This window comes from Mucilaginibacter sp. P1_A3, from assembly GCF_056406855.1.
In genome coordinates this window covers 40,388-58,689 of sequence record NZ_JBFTZJ010000014.1, presented here as the reverse complement: position 1 = coordinate 58,689, position 18,302 = coordinate 40,388, and the positions used below count along the sequence as shown (strand labels likewise).

At 40.5% G+C, this 18,302-nt stretch carries 21 protein-coding genes; 15 read left to right on the top strand and 6 right to left on the bottom strand.

The window, feature by feature from the left end:
- Window positions 1-7: 7 nt before the first annotated feature.
- The 12 genes from AC1D0K_RS26180 (at window position 8) to AC1D0K_RS26125 (ending at window position 9,258) form a co-directional block, all read left to right on the top strand.
- A complete protein-coding gene (locus AC1D0K_RS26180; protein ID WP_295717443.1) occupies window positions 8-1,897 on the top strand; it encodes a cytochrome c oxidase subunit I in 1,890 nt (629 codons plus the stop codon).
- 145 nt (window positions 1,898-2,042) lie between these two features.
- A complete protein-coding gene (locus AC1D0K_RS26175) occupies window positions 2,043-3,104 on the top strand; it encodes a COX15/CtaA family protein (RefSeq protein WP_477392364.1) in 1,062 nt (353 codons plus the stop codon).
- On the top strand, window positions 3,101-3,964 hold the full coding sequence (cyoE, locus tag AC1D0K_RS26170) for a heme o synthase (RefSeq protein WP_295717449.1): 864 nt from the start codon (window positions 3,101-3,103) through the stop codon (window positions 3,962-3,964). Before AC1D0K_RS26175 ends, cyoE begins: the two co-directional genes overlap by 4 nt.
- A gap of 5 nt (window positions 3,965-3,969) precedes the next feature.
- Window positions 3,970-4,554 carry a cytochrome c oxidase subunit 3 gene (locus tag AC1D0K_RS26165; protein WP_477392361.1) on the top strand — a complete coding sequence of 195 codons (585 nt, stop codon included), beginning with the start codon at window positions 3,970-3,972 and terminating at the stop codon, window positions 4,552-4,554.
- A gap of 22 nt (window positions 4,555-4,576) precedes the next feature.
- A complete protein-coding gene (locus AC1D0K_RS26160) occupies window positions 4,577-5,299 on the top strand; it encodes a cytochrome c oxidase subunit 3 (protein ID WP_477392359.1) in 723 nt (240 codons plus the stop codon).
- Window positions 5,300-5,310: 11 nt separating this feature from the next.
- Entirely contained in the window at window positions 5,311-5,655 is a 345-nt protein-coding gene (locus AC1D0K_RS26155) for a cytochrome C oxidase subunit IV family protein (protein WP_295717457.1), read from the top strand.
- On the top strand, window positions 5,655-6,353 hold the full coding sequence (locus AC1D0K_RS26150) for an SCO family protein (protein WP_477392357.1): 699 nt from the start codon (window positions 5,655-5,657) through the stop codon (window positions 6,351-6,353). Before AC1D0K_RS26155 ends, AC1D0K_RS26150 begins: the two co-directional genes overlap by 1 nt.
- Before the next feature lie 5 nt (window positions 6,354-6,358).
- Entirely contained in the window at window positions 6,359-6,934 is a 576-nt protein-coding gene (locus AC1D0K_RS26145) for a DUF420 domain-containing protein (protein WP_477392355.1), read from the top strand.
- Between the two features lie 143 nt (window positions 6,935-7,077).
- On the top strand, window positions 7,078-7,356 hold the full coding sequence (locus AC1D0K_RS26140; protein ID WP_477392353.1) for a hypothetical protein: 279 nt from the start codon (window positions 7,078-7,080) through the stop codon (window positions 7,354-7,356).
- A gap of 28 nt (window positions 7,357-7,384) precedes the next feature.
- Window positions 7,385-7,789, top strand: coding sequence for a DUF983 domain-containing protein (locus AC1D0K_RS26135; RefSeq protein ID WP_477392351.1), 405 nt, complete (start codon window positions 7,385-7,387; stop codon window positions 7,787-7,789).
- Window positions 7,767-8,429 carry a DUF2461 domain-containing protein gene (locus tag AC1D0K_RS26130; protein ID WP_295717468.1) on the top strand — a complete coding sequence of 221 codons (663 nt, stop codon included), beginning with the start codon at window positions 7,767-7,769 and terminating at the stop codon, window positions 8,427-8,429. The genes AC1D0K_RS26135 and AC1D0K_RS26130 overlap by 23 nt, the downstream gene beginning before the upstream one ends.
- Window positions 8,430-8,451: 22 nt before the next feature.
- On the top strand, window positions 8,452-9,258 hold the full coding sequence (locus tag AC1D0K_RS26125) for an OmpA family protein (RefSeq protein WP_295717470.1): 807 nt from the start codon (window positions 8,452-8,454) through the stop codon (window positions 9,256-9,258).
- A 65-nt stretch (window positions 9,259-9,323) separates the two neighbouring features.
- On the opposite strand, the gene AC1D0K_RS26120 is transcribed toward AC1D0K_RS26125, so the two are convergent.
- The 4 genes from AC1D0K_RS26120 to AC1D0K_RS26105 all read right to left on the bottom strand — a co-directional run bounded on the left by AC1D0K_RS26120 (window position 9,324) and on the right by AC1D0K_RS26105 (window position 12,161).
- Window positions 9,324-9,626, bottom strand: coding sequence for a type II toxin-antitoxin system RelE/ParE family toxin (locus tag AC1D0K_RS26120; RefSeq protein ID WP_477392346.1), 303 nt, complete (start codon window positions 9,624-9,626; stop codon window positions 9,324-9,326).
- The gene (locus AC1D0K_RS26115; protein ID WP_477392344.1) at window positions 9,611-9,844 is read right to left on the bottom strand and encodes a hypothetical protein; all 234 of its coding nucleotides are present in this window, start codon (window positions 9,842-9,844) and stop codon (window positions 9,611-9,613) included. Before AC1D0K_RS26115 ends, AC1D0K_RS26120 begins: the two co-directional genes overlap by 16 nt.
- 65 nt (window positions 9,845-9,909) lie before the next feature.
- Complete coding sequence (locus tag AC1D0K_RS26110; protein ID WP_295717473.1) at window positions 9,910-10,212, bottom strand: DUF4286 family protein; 303 nt, start codon at window positions 10,210-10,212, stop codon at window positions 9,910-9,912.
- A gap of 143 nt (window positions 10,213-10,355) precedes the next feature.
- Window positions 10,356-12,161: a tetratricopeptide repeat protein gene (locus AC1D0K_RS26105; protein ID WP_477392342.1), complete on the bottom strand. Its 1,806-nt coding sequence runs from the start codon at window positions 12,159-12,161 to the stop codon at window positions 10,356-10,358.
- A 152-nt stretch (window positions 12,162-12,313) separates the two neighbouring features.
- On the opposite strand from AC1D0K_RS26105, the gene AC1D0K_RS26100 reads away from it, so the two are divergent.
- The 3 genes from AC1D0K_RS26100 to AC1D0K_RS26090 are packed head-to-tail and all read left to right on the top strand — an operon-like array spanning window position 12,314 to window position 16,551.
- Complete coding sequence (locus AC1D0K_RS26100; protein WP_477392340.1) at window positions 12,314-14,203, top strand: alpha/beta hydrolase family protein; 1,890 nt, start codon at window positions 12,314-12,316, stop codon at window positions 14,201-14,203.
- 5 nt (window positions 14,204-14,208) lie between these two features.
- Window positions 14,209-15,855 (top strand): sensor histidine kinase, encoded by a 1,647-nt coding sequence (locus tag AC1D0K_RS26095; RefSeq protein WP_295717481.1) that lies wholly within the window; start codon window positions 14,209-14,211, stop codon window positions 15,853-15,855.
- Between the two features lie 3 nt (window positions 15,856-15,858).
- Entirely contained in the window at window positions 15,859-16,551 is a 693-nt protein-coding gene (locus AC1D0K_RS26090; protein WP_295717483.1) for a response regulator transcription factor, read from the top strand.
- Between the two features lie 224 nt (window positions 16,552-16,775).
- Here the strand turns inward: AC1D0K_RS26090 and AC1D0K_RS26085 are convergent, their stop codons facing one another.
- Together AC1D0K_RS26085 and AC1D0K_RS26080 are read right to left on the bottom strand one after the other, a co-directional pair.
- Complete coding sequence (locus tag AC1D0K_RS26085; RefSeq protein WP_477392337.1) at window positions 16,776-17,396, bottom strand: class I SAM-dependent methyltransferase; 621 nt, start codon at window positions 17,394-17,396, stop codon at window positions 16,776-16,778.
- A gap of 1 nt (window position 17,397) precedes the next feature.
- Window positions 17,398-18,285 carry a UbiA family prenyltransferase gene (locus tag AC1D0K_RS26080; protein WP_295717485.1) on the bottom strand — a complete coding sequence of 296 codons (888 nt, stop codon included), beginning with the start codon at window positions 18,283-18,285 and terminating at the stop codon, window positions 17,398-17,400.
- Between the last annotated feature and the right edge of the window lie 17 nt (window positions 18,286-18,302).

Sequence of the window (18,302 nt, the reverse complement as noted above, 5' to 3'; positions counted from 1 at the left end):
GAGCGATATGTCAACATTAGCAGTTCACGATCACGGAGTAGCACATCACGACGAACACGGTCACGAACATCACCATAACGAAACTTTCGTGTCTAAATACATATTTAGCATGGATCATAAAATGATCGCCAAGCAATTCCTGATCACAGGTATTACTATGGCGGTTATCGCAATGATATTATCAATACTTTTCAGGATCCAGCTTGCTTATCCTGATAAAACATTCCCTTTGTTGACTACATTACTTGGTCACTTTGCGCCAAACGGACGTATCAGTACGGAATTTTACCTTTCATTGGTTACCATTCATGGTACCATCATGGTATTCTTTGTATTAACCGCCGGTTTGAGCGGTACTTTTGCCAACTTATTAATCCCATTGCAAATAGGTGCACGTGATATGGCTTCGCCGTTCATGAACATGCTATCGTACTGGTTCTTCTTTTTGGCGAGCGTGGTTATGTTATCTTCATTCTTTGTTCAAAAAGGCCCTGCAAGTGGTGGTTGGACAATTTATCCGCCGCTATCAGCATTGCCAAAAGCTATGCCGGGATCTGGTGAGGGGATGACCTTGTGGCTTATCAGTATGGTAATGTTTGTTGCTTCATCATTAATGGGTGGTATCAACTACGTGAGTACTGTATTAAACATGCGTACAAAAGGAATGGACCTTTGGAAAATGCCTTTAACTATCTGGGCTTTATTCCTTACCGCTATATTAGGTATCCTTGCTTTCCCTGTATTAGTTGCAGGTGTTGTGTTGTTGATATTTGACCGTAGCTTTGGTACCAGCTTCTACCTGTCTGATATCGTTTTAAATGGTGTTCAGCAGCCTTATGAAGGTGGTAGCCCTATCCTGTTCCAGCATTTATTCTGGTTCCTTGGTCACCCTGAGGTATATATCGTAATTATGCCTGCGATGGGTATCTCATCTGAAGTTATGTCTGTAAACTCACGTAAACCAATTTTTGGTTACCACGCGATGGTTTACTCACTAATAGGTATTACAGTATTATCGTTCATTGTATGGGGTCACCACATGTTTGTAACGGGTATGAATCCGTTCCTGGGTGGCGTGTTTATGATCACTACTTTGATCATCGCGGTTCCATCAGCGGTAAAAACGTTTAACTGGCTGGCAACTTTATGGCGCGGTAACATCAGGTTTACACCTGCGATGTTGTTCGCTATAGGTATGGTGTCATTCTTTATATCTGGTGGTTTAACCGGGATCTTCCTTGGTAATGCTGCGCTTGACATTAACCTGCACGATACTTATTTTGTTGTTGCCCACTTCCACTTAGTAATGGGTTCTGCAGCTATATTTGGTATGCTTGCCGGTGTTTACCATTGGTTCCCTAAAATGTTTGGTAAACTGATGGACGAAAAATTAGGTTACCTACACTTCTGGTTAACTTTCATTGGTGCTTACCTTGTATTCTTCCCAATGCACTTTATGGGTCTGGATGGTGTACCTCGTCGTTACTATGCATTTACCGAGTTTGCTTCGATGCAAAAATGGTTAACTATCAATACATTTATTACCTGGGCGGCTATTATGGCAGCTTTAGCACAAGTGGCTTTCATATATAACTTTATCGTATCGATATTTGCCGGTAAGAAAAGTACACAGAATCCATGGGAATCAAACACCCTGGAGTGGACTGCACCTGTAGAGCATATTCACGGCAACTGGCCAGGTGAAATTCCAACTGTTTACCGTTGGCCATATGACTATAGCAAGCCAGGCGCTGAAGAGGATTTTATCCCTCAAACTGTTCCTTTTTCACAAACCATGAGCTCAAATCTTCCTCATGATTTTGAAGATAATCCAGCTGGGTTAGAGGAGCTGAACAAATATACAAGTACGTTGAAGGCCGAAGAAAAAGTAAAATAATCTTAATACTGATCTGATCTTTTAGGGTACCTCTTTAATTTGAAGATTTGAAAATAAGGCAGTTTGAAAATTAATATTTTCAGATCCTCAAATTCTCAAATGTTCAAATTTGAAAAGGGTACCCTAAATTGTTAGAAATATTTAAATGAGCACAACCGCATCTAATAAACGATTTCAAAAAATCAACCTCATAACAATCGTTCTTCTTTTTGTTTTGATACTTGCCGGTGGTGTTGTGCGCAGTTCAGGTTCTGGAATGGGATGCCCGGACTGGCCTAAATGTTTCGGAAGGTATATTCCACCAATAAGCAGTTCCGATCTGCCTAAAGATTACAAGCAAAAATATGTTGATCAGCGTTTAGCCAAAAACCAACGCTTCGCCAAAACACTTGATGTATTTGGTTATAGCGAGCTGGCCAGGCGTATTCGTGAAGATAGGTCAATACTGATTCCGGAAGAATTTAACGCAGGCAGAACCTGGACAGAATATGTCAATCGCTTAATAGGAGCTATATCGGGCATTTTTCTGCTGCTTTCTGCTATATACGGTTTCAGCTACTGGGGTAAAGATAAAAAGATCACCATATTAAGTATACTAAACCTTATACTGGTAGGTTTCCAGGGATGGTTGGGTTCTATAGTGGTATCAACCAATTTAGTGGCATGGATAGTTACCGTGCACATGTTACTTGCACTGGCCATATTAGCGCTGTGTATTTATACCTATCACTTGGCAAAGGTTTACGGTAACAGTAAATTGAATACCAGCCCGCTTATTTATGTTATTACAGTGGTGACCTTATTATTAAGCATTTTGCAAATTACTTTTGGTACCGAGGTAAGAGAAAAAATTGACGCGGTGGCAACTCACTTTCAGGGTGGTTATCGCAACAAGTGGGTTGTTAACGCAGGCGAGATTTTTGCACATCACCGGGACATGGCCATTTTGGTGTTTATTATCAATATTGTGTTATATGCGTTAATACGCAAGCGTTTTAATCGGCATTCTATCCACCAGCAGTTAATGAGCTTCAACTTTTTGATGATCATGCTGCAAATAGTTACAGGTATATTATTATCATATTCGGCACTGCCGCCGGTTGCACAGGCAGCGCATATTTTATTGGCAAGTTTAATATTTGGAGCACAGTTTTATTTGCTTTTGAATTTGCATCAGTCGGTTAATGTTAGGGGAGTAAGCAAATGAAGTGGAGTGATTTTTCAAAACTGATCAAATTAAGGCTCACCTTTTTGGTGGTGTTTTCGGCCTCTATATCATTTTTGATAGGCAGCAGGGCAAATGGTCATATCGACTGGATAAACTGGGTGAAACTGATTGTAGGGGGATTCCTGGTAACATCAGCGGCCAATGGCTTTAACGAGATTATTGAAAAGGACCTGGATAAGTTAATGAAACGCACCATGGACCGCCCAATTCCGTCAGGAAAAATGACAACGGGGCAAGCCCTGGTTATGAGTTTGGGTATGGGCATGGCTGGTACTTACCTTTTAGGCAGCCTCAACCTGTTAACCGGGTTATTATCAGTGTTTTCGATATTGCTATACGCTTTTGCATATACGCCGCTTAAGCGTAAATCGCCTATAGCGGTATTTGTAGGTGCTATACCAGGTGCGTTACCACCGCTTATTGGTTACGTTGCTGCACAGCAGCATGGCCGCATTGATGAAATAGCGCTCATATTGTTCGCAATTCAGTTTATATGGCAGTTTCCGCATTTTTGGGCAATTGCATGGGTATTGGATGATGATTACAAGCTTGCGGGTTTCAGACTGTTACCTACCGGTAACCGTGATTTAGGAAGTGCGATAATTACGTTTATATTTACATTAATATTGTTACCCGTTAGCTTATTGCCCTATTTTTATCATCATGGTGGTTATTGGGTGGCAGGTGTATCGTTGATATGTAGCTTAGTATTTTTGTACCAGGCGTATGGCTTGTTACGCACGCAGCAGATAGAATCGGCCCGTAAATTGATGTTCGGCTCTTTTATGTATCTGCCCATAGTGCAGTTAATGTTTTTGTTTGATTTTATAGGAAAGTGAAAGTAATGATGGCTTCGATTCAAAAAAACAACGATAGGCTTGATCTGGCTCCCAAAAAATTCAATATGTGGATCTTTATATTCACATCATTTATGTTTTTTGCGGCTTTAACCAGTGGGTTTATTGTTTATAGCGGGGGTAAAGGGCATGGCCTCAATGTAATTATGCCCAGCGCATTTATGTACAGCACTGCAGCTATTATATTAAGCAGTGGTACGTTATTATTGGCCAGCAGGGCAGCTAAAGGCTTAAGGTTTGGCGAACAGAAATTGTATTTGTGGTTAACATTGGTGTTGGGTTTGGCTTTTTTTGCCATACAGATCTACGCCTGGTATGTGTTAACTTACAAAATGGGCATCTATTTTACTGATCCTAACGCATCGCGTTCATTTATCTACGCGTTTACAGGTACACATTTAATACACATTATTGCAGCTATATTGCTGTTACTAAATACCCTTTGGGGCACATACAGAAACATTCCGCAGGTAAGAAACATGTTTAAAATGGAAATGACTTCTATTTTTTGGCATTTTCTCGGAATTATATGGATTTATCTGTATGTTTTTTTACTTTTGAACCAAAATTAACACACCATTATTTTAAGTACAAATGAGTACAACAGTATCACAAATTGATGAAGTAAAAACAACTCCGTGGTCAGGAGGGAGATCTCCCTTCAATGTTGAGTACGGGAAAATTATGATGTGGTTCTTTCTCCTATCGGATGCATTTACCTTTTCATCATTGCTTATTTCTTACGGATCATTACGTTTCAGCGCAAGCGTATGGCCAGCGGCAGATAAAGTTTTCCAGTCGGTACCCGGTTTGTTAGATAGCGGTGCGCCGTTAGTTTTCGTGGGTTTAATGACCTTTATCCTGATCATGAGCTCGGTTACCATGGTATTAGCTGTTGAGGCAGGCCATCGTAATGCTAAAAAAGAAGTTTTATGGTGGATGGTAGCTACCATTATCGGAGGCTTTATGTTCCTGGGTTGCCAGGCATTAGAGTGGAGCCACCTGCACCACGAAGGTTTCTGGTGGGGAAGTACACCTGCTTTAGAGGAGCTGGGTAAATTTTTCAACGCTGGCGGTACTGATGCTGCAAGGCATTTAACGGCGCAGGAGTTTGCTAACTTATTCTTTACTATAACAGGTTTCCACGGTTTCCACGTATTTACGGGTGTTATAATCAACATTATTATCACTATTAACGTGTTAAGAGGTACCTATGAAAAACGCGGTAGCTATTTAATGGTTGAAAAAGTAGGCCTTTACTGGCACTTTGTAGATCTGGTTTGGGTATTTGTGTTTACATTCTTTTACTTAGTTTAAAAAAATTATATATGTCGTCAGAATCACACGAAGTTCATCACGAAGGCGGTGAACACGAAACAATGACCCGGAAGAAGATCTGGAAAGTGTTTTTTATATTATTGGCCATTACCTGTGTTGAATTCGTAATTGCATTGGTGATAGTACCGGGTCATCCGGAGTATCTGAGAGTCGCAAACCCTGTTTATATAGCTTTAACACTGCTTAAAGCATTCTACATTGTTGCTTACTTTATGCACTTAAAGTTTGAGAAGTTGGGTTTGGCATTAGCTATTATCGTTCCAATTATATTTATAATCGGTTTAATCCTGGTACTTACTAACGAGAGTCACCACTGGATTGATCTGAGGGGGTAATGAAAGCTGCCATCTGGAAAAAAATTACAGTCCTGGTGCTCATATTAGCAGTGCCAGGATTTTTGTATTATTTACTAACTGCAAAAGGTAAAAACCGTTACAAGCCACTCAGCTTTTTCGGCCCAAAGGAAGTTGCCAAAACCACGCATAGGTTTCATGGCAAGGATATTCCCGATACCAACTATTTCAAGGTCCCCGACTTTAAGCTCACAGATCAGGATGGCAAACCTTTTACACAGGCCAACCTGAAAGGTAAGATATTTGTAGCCAGTTTTTTTTATACGCATTGCCCAACGGTATGTACTACTATCAATAAAAACTTAAGCTACCTGGTAGGTACCTACTGGAAAAACAAGATGGTGTATTTTACCTCCATCACTGTTGATCCTGAGCGCGACACCCAGGATGTTTTGAATAAATACCTGCAAAGCTATAAACCCGAATCAAACCGCTGGGTATTTTTAACCGGCGACACCTCGTCTATCTATAACCTGGCCCGTAAAGGTTTTTTGGTTGATGCAGTGCAGGCGGGTAAGGATGATTTTATTTACAGCGATAAGCTGATACTTATTGATCAGGATAAACACATTAGGGGTTATTACTCGGGTGCCAATACCACCGATGTAAATCGCCTTAACGATGAGATAAAAGTGCTGATAGCCGAAGAACTGCGTAAAGTTGATAAAGCACTATACTAAGTGATATGACAGATAAATTTATTTTTCGTTTTGTGGCGTCGGTTACCATATTTGTGATACTGGTAGTTGTTGTTTTAAATCGCCACCTTATCCCCGGCCCGGCGGTAGCGCCCGCGTTTACGCCATACCTGCCAATGCTGAATGCAGTATTGAACGGTACTTGTTCTGTGCTTTTAATTACATCCCTTTACTTTATTAAACAAGGGAACATACAAGTTCATAAAAGGCTTAATATTATTACCTTTTGTTTGTCATCTACCTTCCTGGTATCCTACATTCTGTTCCATTACCTGATGCGTAATGATACTTTTTATGGCGATGCTAATTTCGATGGCGTGCTTTCCATTGAGGAACGCGAATCTATAGGTGTACTGCGTACCCTGTACCTGGGTATTTTAATACCACACATTGTATTAGCAGCAGGAGTGTTACCGCTGATATTGCTGAGCTTTTACCGTGGCCTGCAAATGCAGGTAGAAAAGCATCGCAAACTGGTGCGTTGGGCGTTTCCGATATGGTTATTTGTAACGGTGAGCGGTGTAGTGGTATATTTAATGATTAAGCCTTATTATCATTTTTAAGGTTGATTTTAAGCTCGCCTTAAAACGCTAAGGCGTAAAGGAAAACGAGCTAAATAACTCCTTAAATCTAAGCATAGAATAAACGCGGACCAGAACACATACAATTCTATTTTTTTTATTAATAATTAGTTAAATTTGCAGGTATGAAACGAGTATCAAAAATCATTCTTTTCGTAATGGCCCTTGGGTTGCTGGTATGCGTAAGGCAGCCGGTAAAGGCCCAATGCGCTCAATGTGCTGCAACTGTTGAAACGAATACTAAAAGCGGCGGTAACGCAGCTAAAGGCCTAAATAAAGGCATCCTGTTTCTTTTAGGCGCACCTTACTTTGCTGTTGCCGCTGCAGGGTATATCTGGTACAAGAAATATCGTCGTAAAAATGTTAGCCTTAACATGCGCGATGAAAAGCTTAACCTTAACTAAGTAATTACATAATCTCCTCTTTGTTATCATGCCGGAAACATCAAAGTCATGGGCAATGCTTCATTGTAAATGCCCGAGGTGCCGTCGTGGTGATATGTTTCAGGGAGGCCCCTACAGCTTTTCAAATAAAATAAACCTCAACTGCCCGCATTGTAATATGCATTTTGAGATTGAGCCGGGATATTTTTATGCGGCCATGTATGTAAGCTATGCACTTAACGTGGGCGAAGCATTGGGTTTGGCCTGGCTTACCTATTTAATTACGCACAATTCCGATTCGCCATGGTTGTATCTTAGTGTAATAATTTTAGGCTGTCTTGTACTTGCACCTATAAATTTCAGATATTCGCGTGTGCTTTTGTTATATTGGTTATCGCCCAAAATACATTACCAGGCCTATTTAGATACTGATGATATACCAGCAAAGTCTTGAATTTTTAAATGATCTGGCTCAAAACAACAACCGCGAATGGTTTTTGGCCAATAAAGAACGTTACGATGCTGCCCGTGAAAATGTAATAGATTTTACAGGTCAGCTACTTGTAAAACTGCAAAAGATCGATCCCGCTATTGATGAAAGTATGGATCCGAAAAAACGTGTGATGCGTATTTACCGCGATATCCGTTTCAGCAAAAATAAAACTCCCTATAAAAATAATTTTGGTGTAAGTATACCTTCTGCTGGTTTAAAAAGCGGCAGTGTGGAGTTCTATTTACAGATTTCGCCGGGAAATTCGTTTATTGGGGGAGGATACTGGATGCCCGAGGCTCCTCATCTTAAAGCCATCCGCCAGGAAATTGATTACAACGCATCGGAACTGAAGCAGATCATTGATGATAAAAAGTTTGTTGAACTTTTTGGCGATTTCAGGAAGCAGGAGCAATTAAAATCTGTACCAAGAGAATATAGCGCCGAAAATGAAAATATCGACCTGCTGAAGCTGAAAAGCTTTGTAGGCTGGCATAAAATTAGCGATGAGGAAATTATGAAAGATGGTGCTGTACAGCTTGTAGCTGATATGTGCAGCAAAATTTACCCGCTGAATGTTTTTTTGAAAAACGCGCTTGCATAGCAATTACTTGAAAAATAATCACATGAAAACTAAATATTTATTATTAGCCGCGGCTTTTTGCATTGCCATTAGTTCGTGCAAAATACTATCTCCTAAGGAGTACAGGTCATTAGTGGCTCAGCGCGATTCACTAAATACCCGTACGGGAACTTTAGAATCACAGCTAGCACAATTGCAGAGCGATACCACCCGCCTGCACCGCCAGATTGCCGACTTGCTGAACAACAACAGCGCCCTTACCAATAACCTGGATGTTACATCAACCAAGGCAAACCAGCTGGCCGCCGACCTGCAAAAGCGTGAAGCCCGTTTAAAAGAGGTTGAAGCTATTTTGAAAAAGCGTGATGAAGCTACCAATGCATTGAAAAATAAACTACAGCAGGCGTTGCTGGGTTTCCAGGCAAGCGGGTTAACAGTTGATATCCGTAACGGAAAAGTATATGTTTCACTTACCGATAAGCTGCTGTTTCCATCGGGCAGTATTGTAATTGATGATAAAGGCAAACAAGCCCTGAAACAACTGGCAGAGGTATTAAATAAAGAGCCGGATATAAACATGGCAGTTGAAGGTCATACCGATGATAAGAAGGTAAAAAACCTGGGCCAGATAAAAGACAACTGGGACCTGAGTGTACTGCGGGCAACATCAGTAACCCGTTACCTCACCGAAGTTGAAATGGTTGATCCGCACAGATTAACGGCTACTGGCAAAGGCGAGTTTCAGCCCATAGACAGCGCCGGCACAGATGACGCCAGAACCAGAAACAGAAGGATAGAGATTGTGCTTAGTCCTAAGCTCGATGAGTTGTATAACCTCATATCTAAATAATAAAAAAAGCTCCCGGCATGTGTCCGGGAGCTTTTTTATTATATACTGATTATTTCGTTTTAACATTAATAATTTTGACGAGAGGGATTCTGTCTGTTATCAATAAAAGCTATAAGTTCAATTGTTTTGCTTTTAGGTTTTACTCTGTATACTAATGAAACTTGCTTAATAATTACACCAATATGTGTATGCTGCAACCTGGTAGATTTGCGAAACATAAATGGTTGTGTTTGTAATGATGCTAAATATTCATTTACACGAGTAGTAAAATTGTATATCTCTTTATCGGTCCAGTGTTCTTGTAAATAAGCTATCCGTTTGCCAAAAGTATCAATAGCTTTAGTCGTCCAGACTATTTCAAGCCCCATTTTCCGAATAGTTTTACAACATCGTTATGAGAAATGGTTTCACCTCGATCAGCCTGAGCCAAACCCTCTAAAACATCCCTTTGCTGATCTTCGTTTAACTCATCAAACCAATCTGCTTTTCTACTGGATAGAAAAGCTTTCACATCCAAAATCAAACCTTCATCATTGGTGTTCATGATGGTTTGTAAAATATCCAACTTTGCTGCATGCATGTTCATGGCTTAATTAATACTAAAATAAGCATTTATTTTAGAAGTTTTATTCGGTACGATAAAAATGATAGCTACTCCACTTCTTCCATCACCGTATTAAATATCACAAACTTTTCATCAAACTTTTGCTGATGAGCTGCCTGGATTTTGTGCAAGTGATTCATATAGTATTGCTGAAATTGTTCGATGCTATCCGCGTGATATTGGATGCAATAGGTAACGCCTTCGTTTGGCGAATCAATAACAGTTAAAATCCGGTGTGAGCTAAAAAGCCCGGTAGCCATTACTGCTGGTATGTGAATGGTTTTCATATAATGAAGCCATTCTTCCTGGATAGCTTCATCCAGTATTATAGTATCGTTGTATACAATCATGATAATGCAAAAATAGGTATTTAAAGTTGATTAGGTGAGTGGTTGGTTATGTGATTGGTTGAAGGACTAACTTAACGAATATACGATTGACTTACGGCGCTTAAAAACTACTCACTACTCACCCAATCAACCACTCACCACCACTATGAATCCGCTTTATCGCCCCTTAACAGCCTGAAACGCTTACGGGCTTCGTTGATCCAGAGACTGCCGGGATAATCAGTGATGATTTTTTGGTACCAGGTTTTGGCATTGTTTTTATCATCAAGGTGGTTCTCGTAAATATCGCCCAGCATAAAAACGGCATCATCAGCCCATAGTTCTGTTGGATGGTCGGCGAAGATCTTTTTAAGCAGCGGAACAGCATCCGAGTAGTTTTTTTGCTGGATCAGGATGCGCGATTTTGCCATCAGAATATCATCGCTAAGGCTATTCCCCGGAAATTTTTTGTCGATGCTATCAAGTGCCAGCAGGGCTTTGGCAGGTTGCTCGGCGAAGATCTGCAAATCGGCACGGGCGTAGATTTTAAGGGCTGCACCAGAACTGTCTGCAGCGGTATTGTCATTAATGAGTAGCAGTAAATTAAGGGCGTCGTTGGCTATCAGTTGTGATGTAGCGGCTTTTAATACATCCAACTGACCCTTTGCCCAGGTAAAATCGCCCGAATAATAGGCCAGCTTAGCATTCCGGAATTTGGCATCCTGTGCAATGGCCGTATTCGGAAAATCCTTTTCAACCTGGCTGTATAAAAGGGTTGCTTCCCATGGCAGGTTGTTTAACAGGTAAACGTCACCAAGATCAAGTTTACAGGAAGCCAGCAAATCGGTGCGGATATTGGGGATCGTTATCGCGCTTTCCAGTAATTTTTGAGCTTCGGTAATTTTATGCAGTTTAAAAGTCTGCAGGGCGGCCAGTTTCTGCATCGCAAAAACAGTATTGTTGTTTCGGCCAAACTCGGTAAGCAGGGCTATATAGTCCTGCTCCAGTCCCAATAGGTCTGCAGGGAGGTATTTTCCTGCAGTGATCTTTTGGTTTTTGGTATTGATAAGCTCAATTTTAGCAGGAATATACAACGGGTTGCTTGCTCCCTTTGCAATAATATATTCATACCCGCGAATAGCGGCGTCATAGGCTTCGTTGGCGTTAAGTGTGCGGCACAGTTCATAAATACTGTTTCCATCATCATTTTGCCGCCTGCTAAGCGCCAGGGCCTGGTTAAGTGCCAGATCATACTCCTTTTGCTGCATGTATTGCCAGGAAAGCAGTTCGGCGTACATAGTTTGCTGCGGATCTTTTTGTATCCGTCTTAGCAGGGCGGTTTTAAGTAAATCATAATCGGTATCCCCTTCAAATATGGTGGCAAATGTGGTTTCGGCCTGGGTAATAAAGTTGGGGTTAGCTGGCAGAAAGTTAAGATACTCTTCGGTAAGGGATATTTTATCCCGTTTAAAACGATAAAGATTTATCAGTTCATAAGTAAATGCTTCATCGCTTTTGAGCAGCTTACGGCCCTGTAAAAATATTTTTATGGCGTAATCAATATTGGCGTTCTGATAAAACTGGTTAGCCAGGCTGGCAATTTCCATCTGATCGGCTGGCAGGTTTTTCAGCATATCATCGTAAATGACATTGGCTTTATCCAAATTACCTTGCTGGGTATAAATGGTGCCCAGTGTTATTTGGTATTCATTAACGTTGGGATGCTTGCGTACAAGTTTGCGGGCAACGCTTTCGGCGTCGTCAAATTTTTTGAGACTAAGCAGGGTGTTTATGTAATAGGAGTAATAGGTTTCGTTATTTTGCTTGTATAGCTTCTGGTAAATTTCAAGCGCTTTTTGAGGTTCGCCATTAGCATTAAATTGCGCAGCAAGCTGCAGTTCGTTGTTCTGCGCAAACAGCCTGACCGAGCCAAACAAAACAAAAATAACAATTGCAAATAAACACCTCATCTATTCAAAAATAGGGAATTAATGTATATAACATAGCCGTTTTTGCTTAATATTCATATAATGATTCACCGGGTAAAATTGTAGTGACATCTTGATATCGTCAACTTATTTTATCTAATTTGACCTGATTAATAAAATAGGTTAAAACAAATATGTTGGGCCGGTTAAAGATTTTTCTGTTTATTGGTGTAATTACCGTTATATGTTCCTGCAAAGATCATGTAAAGCAGATTCCTATTGTTGATTTTTTTAAAACGCCCGAGAAAAGCTTCTTCAGAATATCGCCTGATGGTAAGTACGTATCTTATTTAAAACCTTACAAGGATAAGCAGAACCTGTTTATCCAATCGCTGGCAGATGGTACTGAACATATGGAAACCTCATTTGAGGATTACCCGGTACGTAATGATTATTTTTGGACCTATAATAACCAACTTGTATTTAACCAGGATATTGTAGCAAATGATGGTTTTATCATGTACGCGCTTGATGTATCAACACATAAAGTACGCACCATACTATCGCTGGAAAAAGTGAGGGTAAACCTGGTTAACCGCAACAGGCAGCAGCCAGACCTGATTACCATAAAGATGAATAAGCGCGACCCGGCTAATTTTGACGTGTACCGGCTTAATATTAAAACCGGTGTGCTTACCCCTTACCTGGTTAACCCGGGTAATATAACAGAGTGGTTTCCGGATGCTGATGGAAAAATTCGCCTGGTTAAAGCATCAGATGGAGTTGACGAGGCTATTTTATACCGCCCTGATGATGCTACTCCCTTTAAGCCTATCATTCAAAATAATTTTAAAAATTCGGTAAGGCCTATCGCTTTTACGGGGGTAAAAAACAATTTCTACGCGCTATCAAACGTGAATCGTGATAAGGTGGCCCTTGTTGAAATTAACGCGGAAGATGGGAAGGAGCAAAAAACTATTTTTAGTTGCAACAAAGCCGATGTAACGTATGTGGAGTATTCTAAAAACAAACATCGTGTTGAGTTCATCAGCTGGGAAGAAGCCAAGCCCCGTAAGCATTTTTTGGTGCCCGATATTGAGCATACTTATTACAATTTGCAACAACAGTTAAAAGGCTACGAAATTAAGGTAGTTGACCGCGATAGTTCAGAGAACAGGTTTATATTGAATACTTATACCGACCGTAACCCAGGCTCCTATTACCTGTATGAAAAAACTACCGGTAAATTAACAAAGCTGGGTGATCTCAACTCGTCGCTGGTACCTGATGAGCTTTGTGCCATGCAGCCTATATCATACAAGGCAAGAGATGGGCTCACCATTAATGGATATTTAACCATGCCGTTGGGTAATAAAAAAACTAACTTACCCGTAGTGGTAATGCCGCATGATGGCCCCTGGGCGCGTGATTCATGGGGGTATGACGAGCAGGTGCAGTTTTTGGCCAACCGCGGCTATGCCGTTTTCCAGGTTAATTACCGCGGATCAACCGGGTATGGTAAGGCTTTCAGGAGTGCCGGCTATAAGCAGGTAGGGGGTAAGATACAGGATGATATAACCGATGGTGTGCACTGGCTTATAAATAAAAAGATAGCGAACCCTAAAAAGATTGCCATTTTTGGCGGTCGCTTTGGTGGCTTCTCTGCTTTGTACGGCGTATCCTTCCATCCGGAGTTATATAGCTGCGCGGTTGTACAGTATGGGTTGATCAACTTTTTTACCTACATTAAAGATGCCCCGCCGTTTTTTAAACCCTATTTAAAAATGACCTATGAAATGGTTGGTAACCCTGAAACGGATGCCGATCAGTTTAGAGCGATTTCTCCGGTTTTTCATACGGATAAGATAAAAGTGCCGTTAATTATTTTCCAGGGGGCTAAAGATCAGCGGGCCAACATCAGCGAATTGAACCAATTTGTACGCGAATTGCGTAAGCATGATGTAGATGTAAAGTATTTTTTAAAGCCTAATGAACGCGCTTTCTTTAGGAGCGAGCGCAACCGCCTTGAAATGTACACCGAAATAGAAAAATTCCTGGATTATAATATGAGGGTTAAACCATAGTGGTTATGCCGGCACAAAAACATGTTTACCGCAAAAACTTTTCGCTGATCATCATTTTTCTGGTGCTCATATCCATAACTTTTGTTGTCGCGCTTTTTATATCTTATAACCTTACATCAAAATATGTTGAAAATGAGTTTGCTTCAAAAAAGATTGAGGTATTGGAGCAAACCATTAAACCTTACAATGACTTTTTTCAGAATAAAATACCCGAAATAACATCCTACCAGGGTTTCCTTGATTCGGCATCGGCGGCTAAGTATGCAGCATCTGTGTTTCATGATTATGGTTTTGTAAAAAGAGTGGTATTTTATGATGCACTCATCGGCGGGCATTCGGCGCCAATATCAATCCAAAGAAATAGCCTGAAGATCTCGCTAAAGGGTACTTACCTGTATGGTCATAAAAAGGGTAAAATATGGGGAGCAAAGCAGCTACGCCCTGCCGATGAATCTGATTTTAGGGAGATGGCAGCCAAGTTGAGCAATTATATTGCTTTTTCTGATACCACCCGTGTATCAACCCAGGATGAGTTGTACAAAACATTTTGGGATGTTAAACCTAATAAAATAACGTATACTAATATTTTACGCCGGCAGGATGTTAAGGTTTACCGCGAATTGCAGCAACGCGATATGCTATCAGAGTCATATAAGCAAAACATGATGACTTTTTATCTTGATCCTTTTTTGCTCAAGGTAAAAAATACTCATCATGAGCTTTATCAAAGCGTATCTATACAACCTGTGGTATATGATCCTATTGATAGCGATGGGAATAAGTTGATAACCGAGGTATCGTTCCCCGGCGCGTTTTCTGATTATAAATTGTTTTTTAGTTCGGAACAGGGATACCTCAGCAGCGAGACAAACCGCAGGTTTATGCCCATTGGGGCTGCCGTGTTATTAATTACGCTTTTTTTGGTGTTAATAGGCTGGCTCATTTATCGTAACCTGAATGTTAACCTTAAACTGTTTAAACTGCAGTATGATTTTATTAACAATTTTACACATGAGTTTAAAACGCCGGTTAGCGTTATAAAAATAGCAGGCTCAAACCTGAGGGGCGATGGCGAGCTCACCGAGCGGCAGCGCAAGCATTATGGTAAAATTTTGGATGAGGAAGCAGATAAACTAAACGATTTGATGAATAAGTTGTTATCATTCACCCAACTCGAAAATAAGTCTATCAATATTAAAAAAGAAAAAATTGTTATTGATGATTTTGTGAGCCGTTATATTGCTACTTTTAAAATTAAATACCCCGATTTTAAACTGAAATATAAAATTGACGGGGTACATGATTTTTATACCGATCCGGTACTTTTGGGAAGTGTATTTCAAAATTTGATAGAGAACGCTTATAAATATTCGCACCCGAAGCAAAAGGAACTTAATATAAACATCACGCAGAAAAAGGGAAAGATAGTGTTTGCCTTTATTGACAGGGGCATAGGTATTCCTAAAAATGAACAGAGTAACGTATTTAAAAAGTTTTACAGAATTGAGAACCAATATAACCAAAACGGGAGCGTAGGTTTGGGTTTGGCATTTTGTAAAGAGCTGGTTAATTTTATGAACGGAGAGATTGTGGTTAACAGTAAAATTAATGAGGGTTCGGAATTTATAGTCACGCTTCCAAACGAAAATTAAATTATGAACAAAGAAATTAAGATTGCGCTGGTTGAAGATGATGAAAACCTGCGTTTCCTGGTTGCAGAGCGCTTGCAAACCGAGGGGTATAAGGTTTTGGAAGCCGATAACGGCGACGATGCGGAAGTTATGATATTGGCCGAGCAGCCCGATATTGTACTGCTTGATTGGATGCTGCCCGGCAAACCGGGCTCTGAGGTTTGTGGTAACATCAGGGAAAAGGGGTATGATAAGCTGGTGATATTGATGACCGCTAAGGCGCAGGATGTTGACAAAATTGAAGCCTACAACTTTGGGGTATCTGATTATATTACCAAGCCTTTTAACATGGATGTGCTGGTAGCGTTGATTGATAACAAGATCAAGTTTAGCCTGAATAGCGAAAAGGCAGAATCGTACAAGTTTGCCAACATGGAGCATTTGCCCAATACCCACCTATTGATCAGGGATGGCCGCAAAATTGAGCTCACCATACTGGAAAACCGGATATTACTCTACTTTTTGAAAAACAAGAACAAGGTAATTAACCGCGAAGAACTAATGATGGAAGTTTGGGGCTACAACGCCGATGTAAACACCCGCACCCTGGATATGCACATCGTTCGTCTCCGCAAAAAGATAGAAACCAACGCCGATTCGCCGCAGTATTTACAAACTGTGAGAGGGATAGGATATAAGTTTGTGTATACTCAGTAAAAAAGTTTTTTTCCCGTTATCGTTATAATGGGAAAGAAATCCTTTTTGTCATCCTGAACGCAGTGAAGAATCTATTATTCGCCATGCTTCTTCGCCCTGTACAGTCTGCTAACAGATCCTTCACTGCGTTCAGGATGACAAACCTTTCAAAACGTCACTGCGTTCAGGATTACAAACTGAGGTGAAATTTGGAGAATTTTGCCGCTGTGGCGATTATATTGAGCTTATTGCTTTTTATACTCCTTCGCCACTATAAAATCATTAAAAAACAGCTTTTCATCTAAAATCTCGTAGCCATTCAAAGCAAAGCAGCGCTCAATCTCTGGTAGTTTACCGGCCTCTATGCCGCATATGGTTCTAAAAAACAGGAACATGCTTTTAAGCAAGATCTCCTGCCACCATTTACCTGTTAACTGAAAATCGCAATTAAGCCATAGTCCATTCGGTTTTAACAACGAATCGATATGATCAAATACGGTTTTTAAAGTTTGTTCTACAAAATTATCGAATAAAAAAGGGGTGATGGCGACATCAAATTGTTGCGCGATATTTACGTTTTCGATGGCGTCATTTATAAAAACTACCTTATTGCAATTGGTGTTTCTTTTTCGGGATAATGCCATCATGTCCGCAGCTACTTCTACATACGTAATTCGCAAGCCGGAGGGCTGAAGTTTTGTGAGTTCATCCAGTATCCAGCCGGTGCCGCCGCCAACTATAAGGATATTACTGCCAGGCTTTATAAAACTGAGTAAATAAAGTTGTGCGTTTATAATGGCTTTGCCATAAACCAACCGTGAAAGGCTATCATAAAACCAGGCGGAATTATTAAAACTGGCAGCCATATTAATGGCTTTTGAAGATCAGGTTAACGGCTAACAATACTACGTACTGGAGGATCAGCACACCATCCATAAAAAAGAAATAATAGTACTCATCCTTCTTCCGGTCTGATTTAAAGATAAGCCAGCCAGTAAGAAAAACCGTAAGCGTTAATGCAAAAAAATCGGCATTGAAACCGTTGTCCCTGAAAAGGAAAAGCAGCCCTATATAACCGGCCAGCAAAACCTGGCAAAACAGATAGGCATTTTTTTCGCCCCAGACCACGGGGATGGTTTTGAGGCCCATTTTGCGGTCATCAAACAAATCGCGGATATCAAAGGGTATAGTAAGCGCCCCGATGAATAAAAATCGTTTAGCAATCAGTATAGTGGTATCGCGCATGGATATATCAGTTGCATGAAGGTGCATATCTTCAAGCACAGGGAAAAGTACACAGCTCATGGTCCATACCAGGGTGATGAGGAATGGTTTTAAACCGGGTATATTACGCAAACCAAACTTTTGTTCGCCAACGGCAAATAGTGGCAAACTGTAACCAAATGATAAAATACCCAAAAAGATGAGCAGTATTTTTGATTCTGTAGTGATGAGGAAAAACAGGGGAATAAGAGAAAGCAGCGAAACGATGGTAAATGTTACCATGAGGCGGTAGTGCGAAAAAAACCAGCGCACACGTTTGTAGGGCGATGTTTCGGGCTTTTTAGGCTTGGTAATAATGATGCAGAAATTGTATATGCCTAATGTAGAGGTAAAAAGTAATCCTAAAACGGATAAAATTGGCGCGGTTCCTATGAGGTGAAAAGTAACCAAGGCCTGCGCTACGGCGCAAAGCGACATGAAGATATTACTGAACAGCAGAAAATCAAAAACGGATTGAAATATTTTTTTCATTGATTATGATCTGCCCG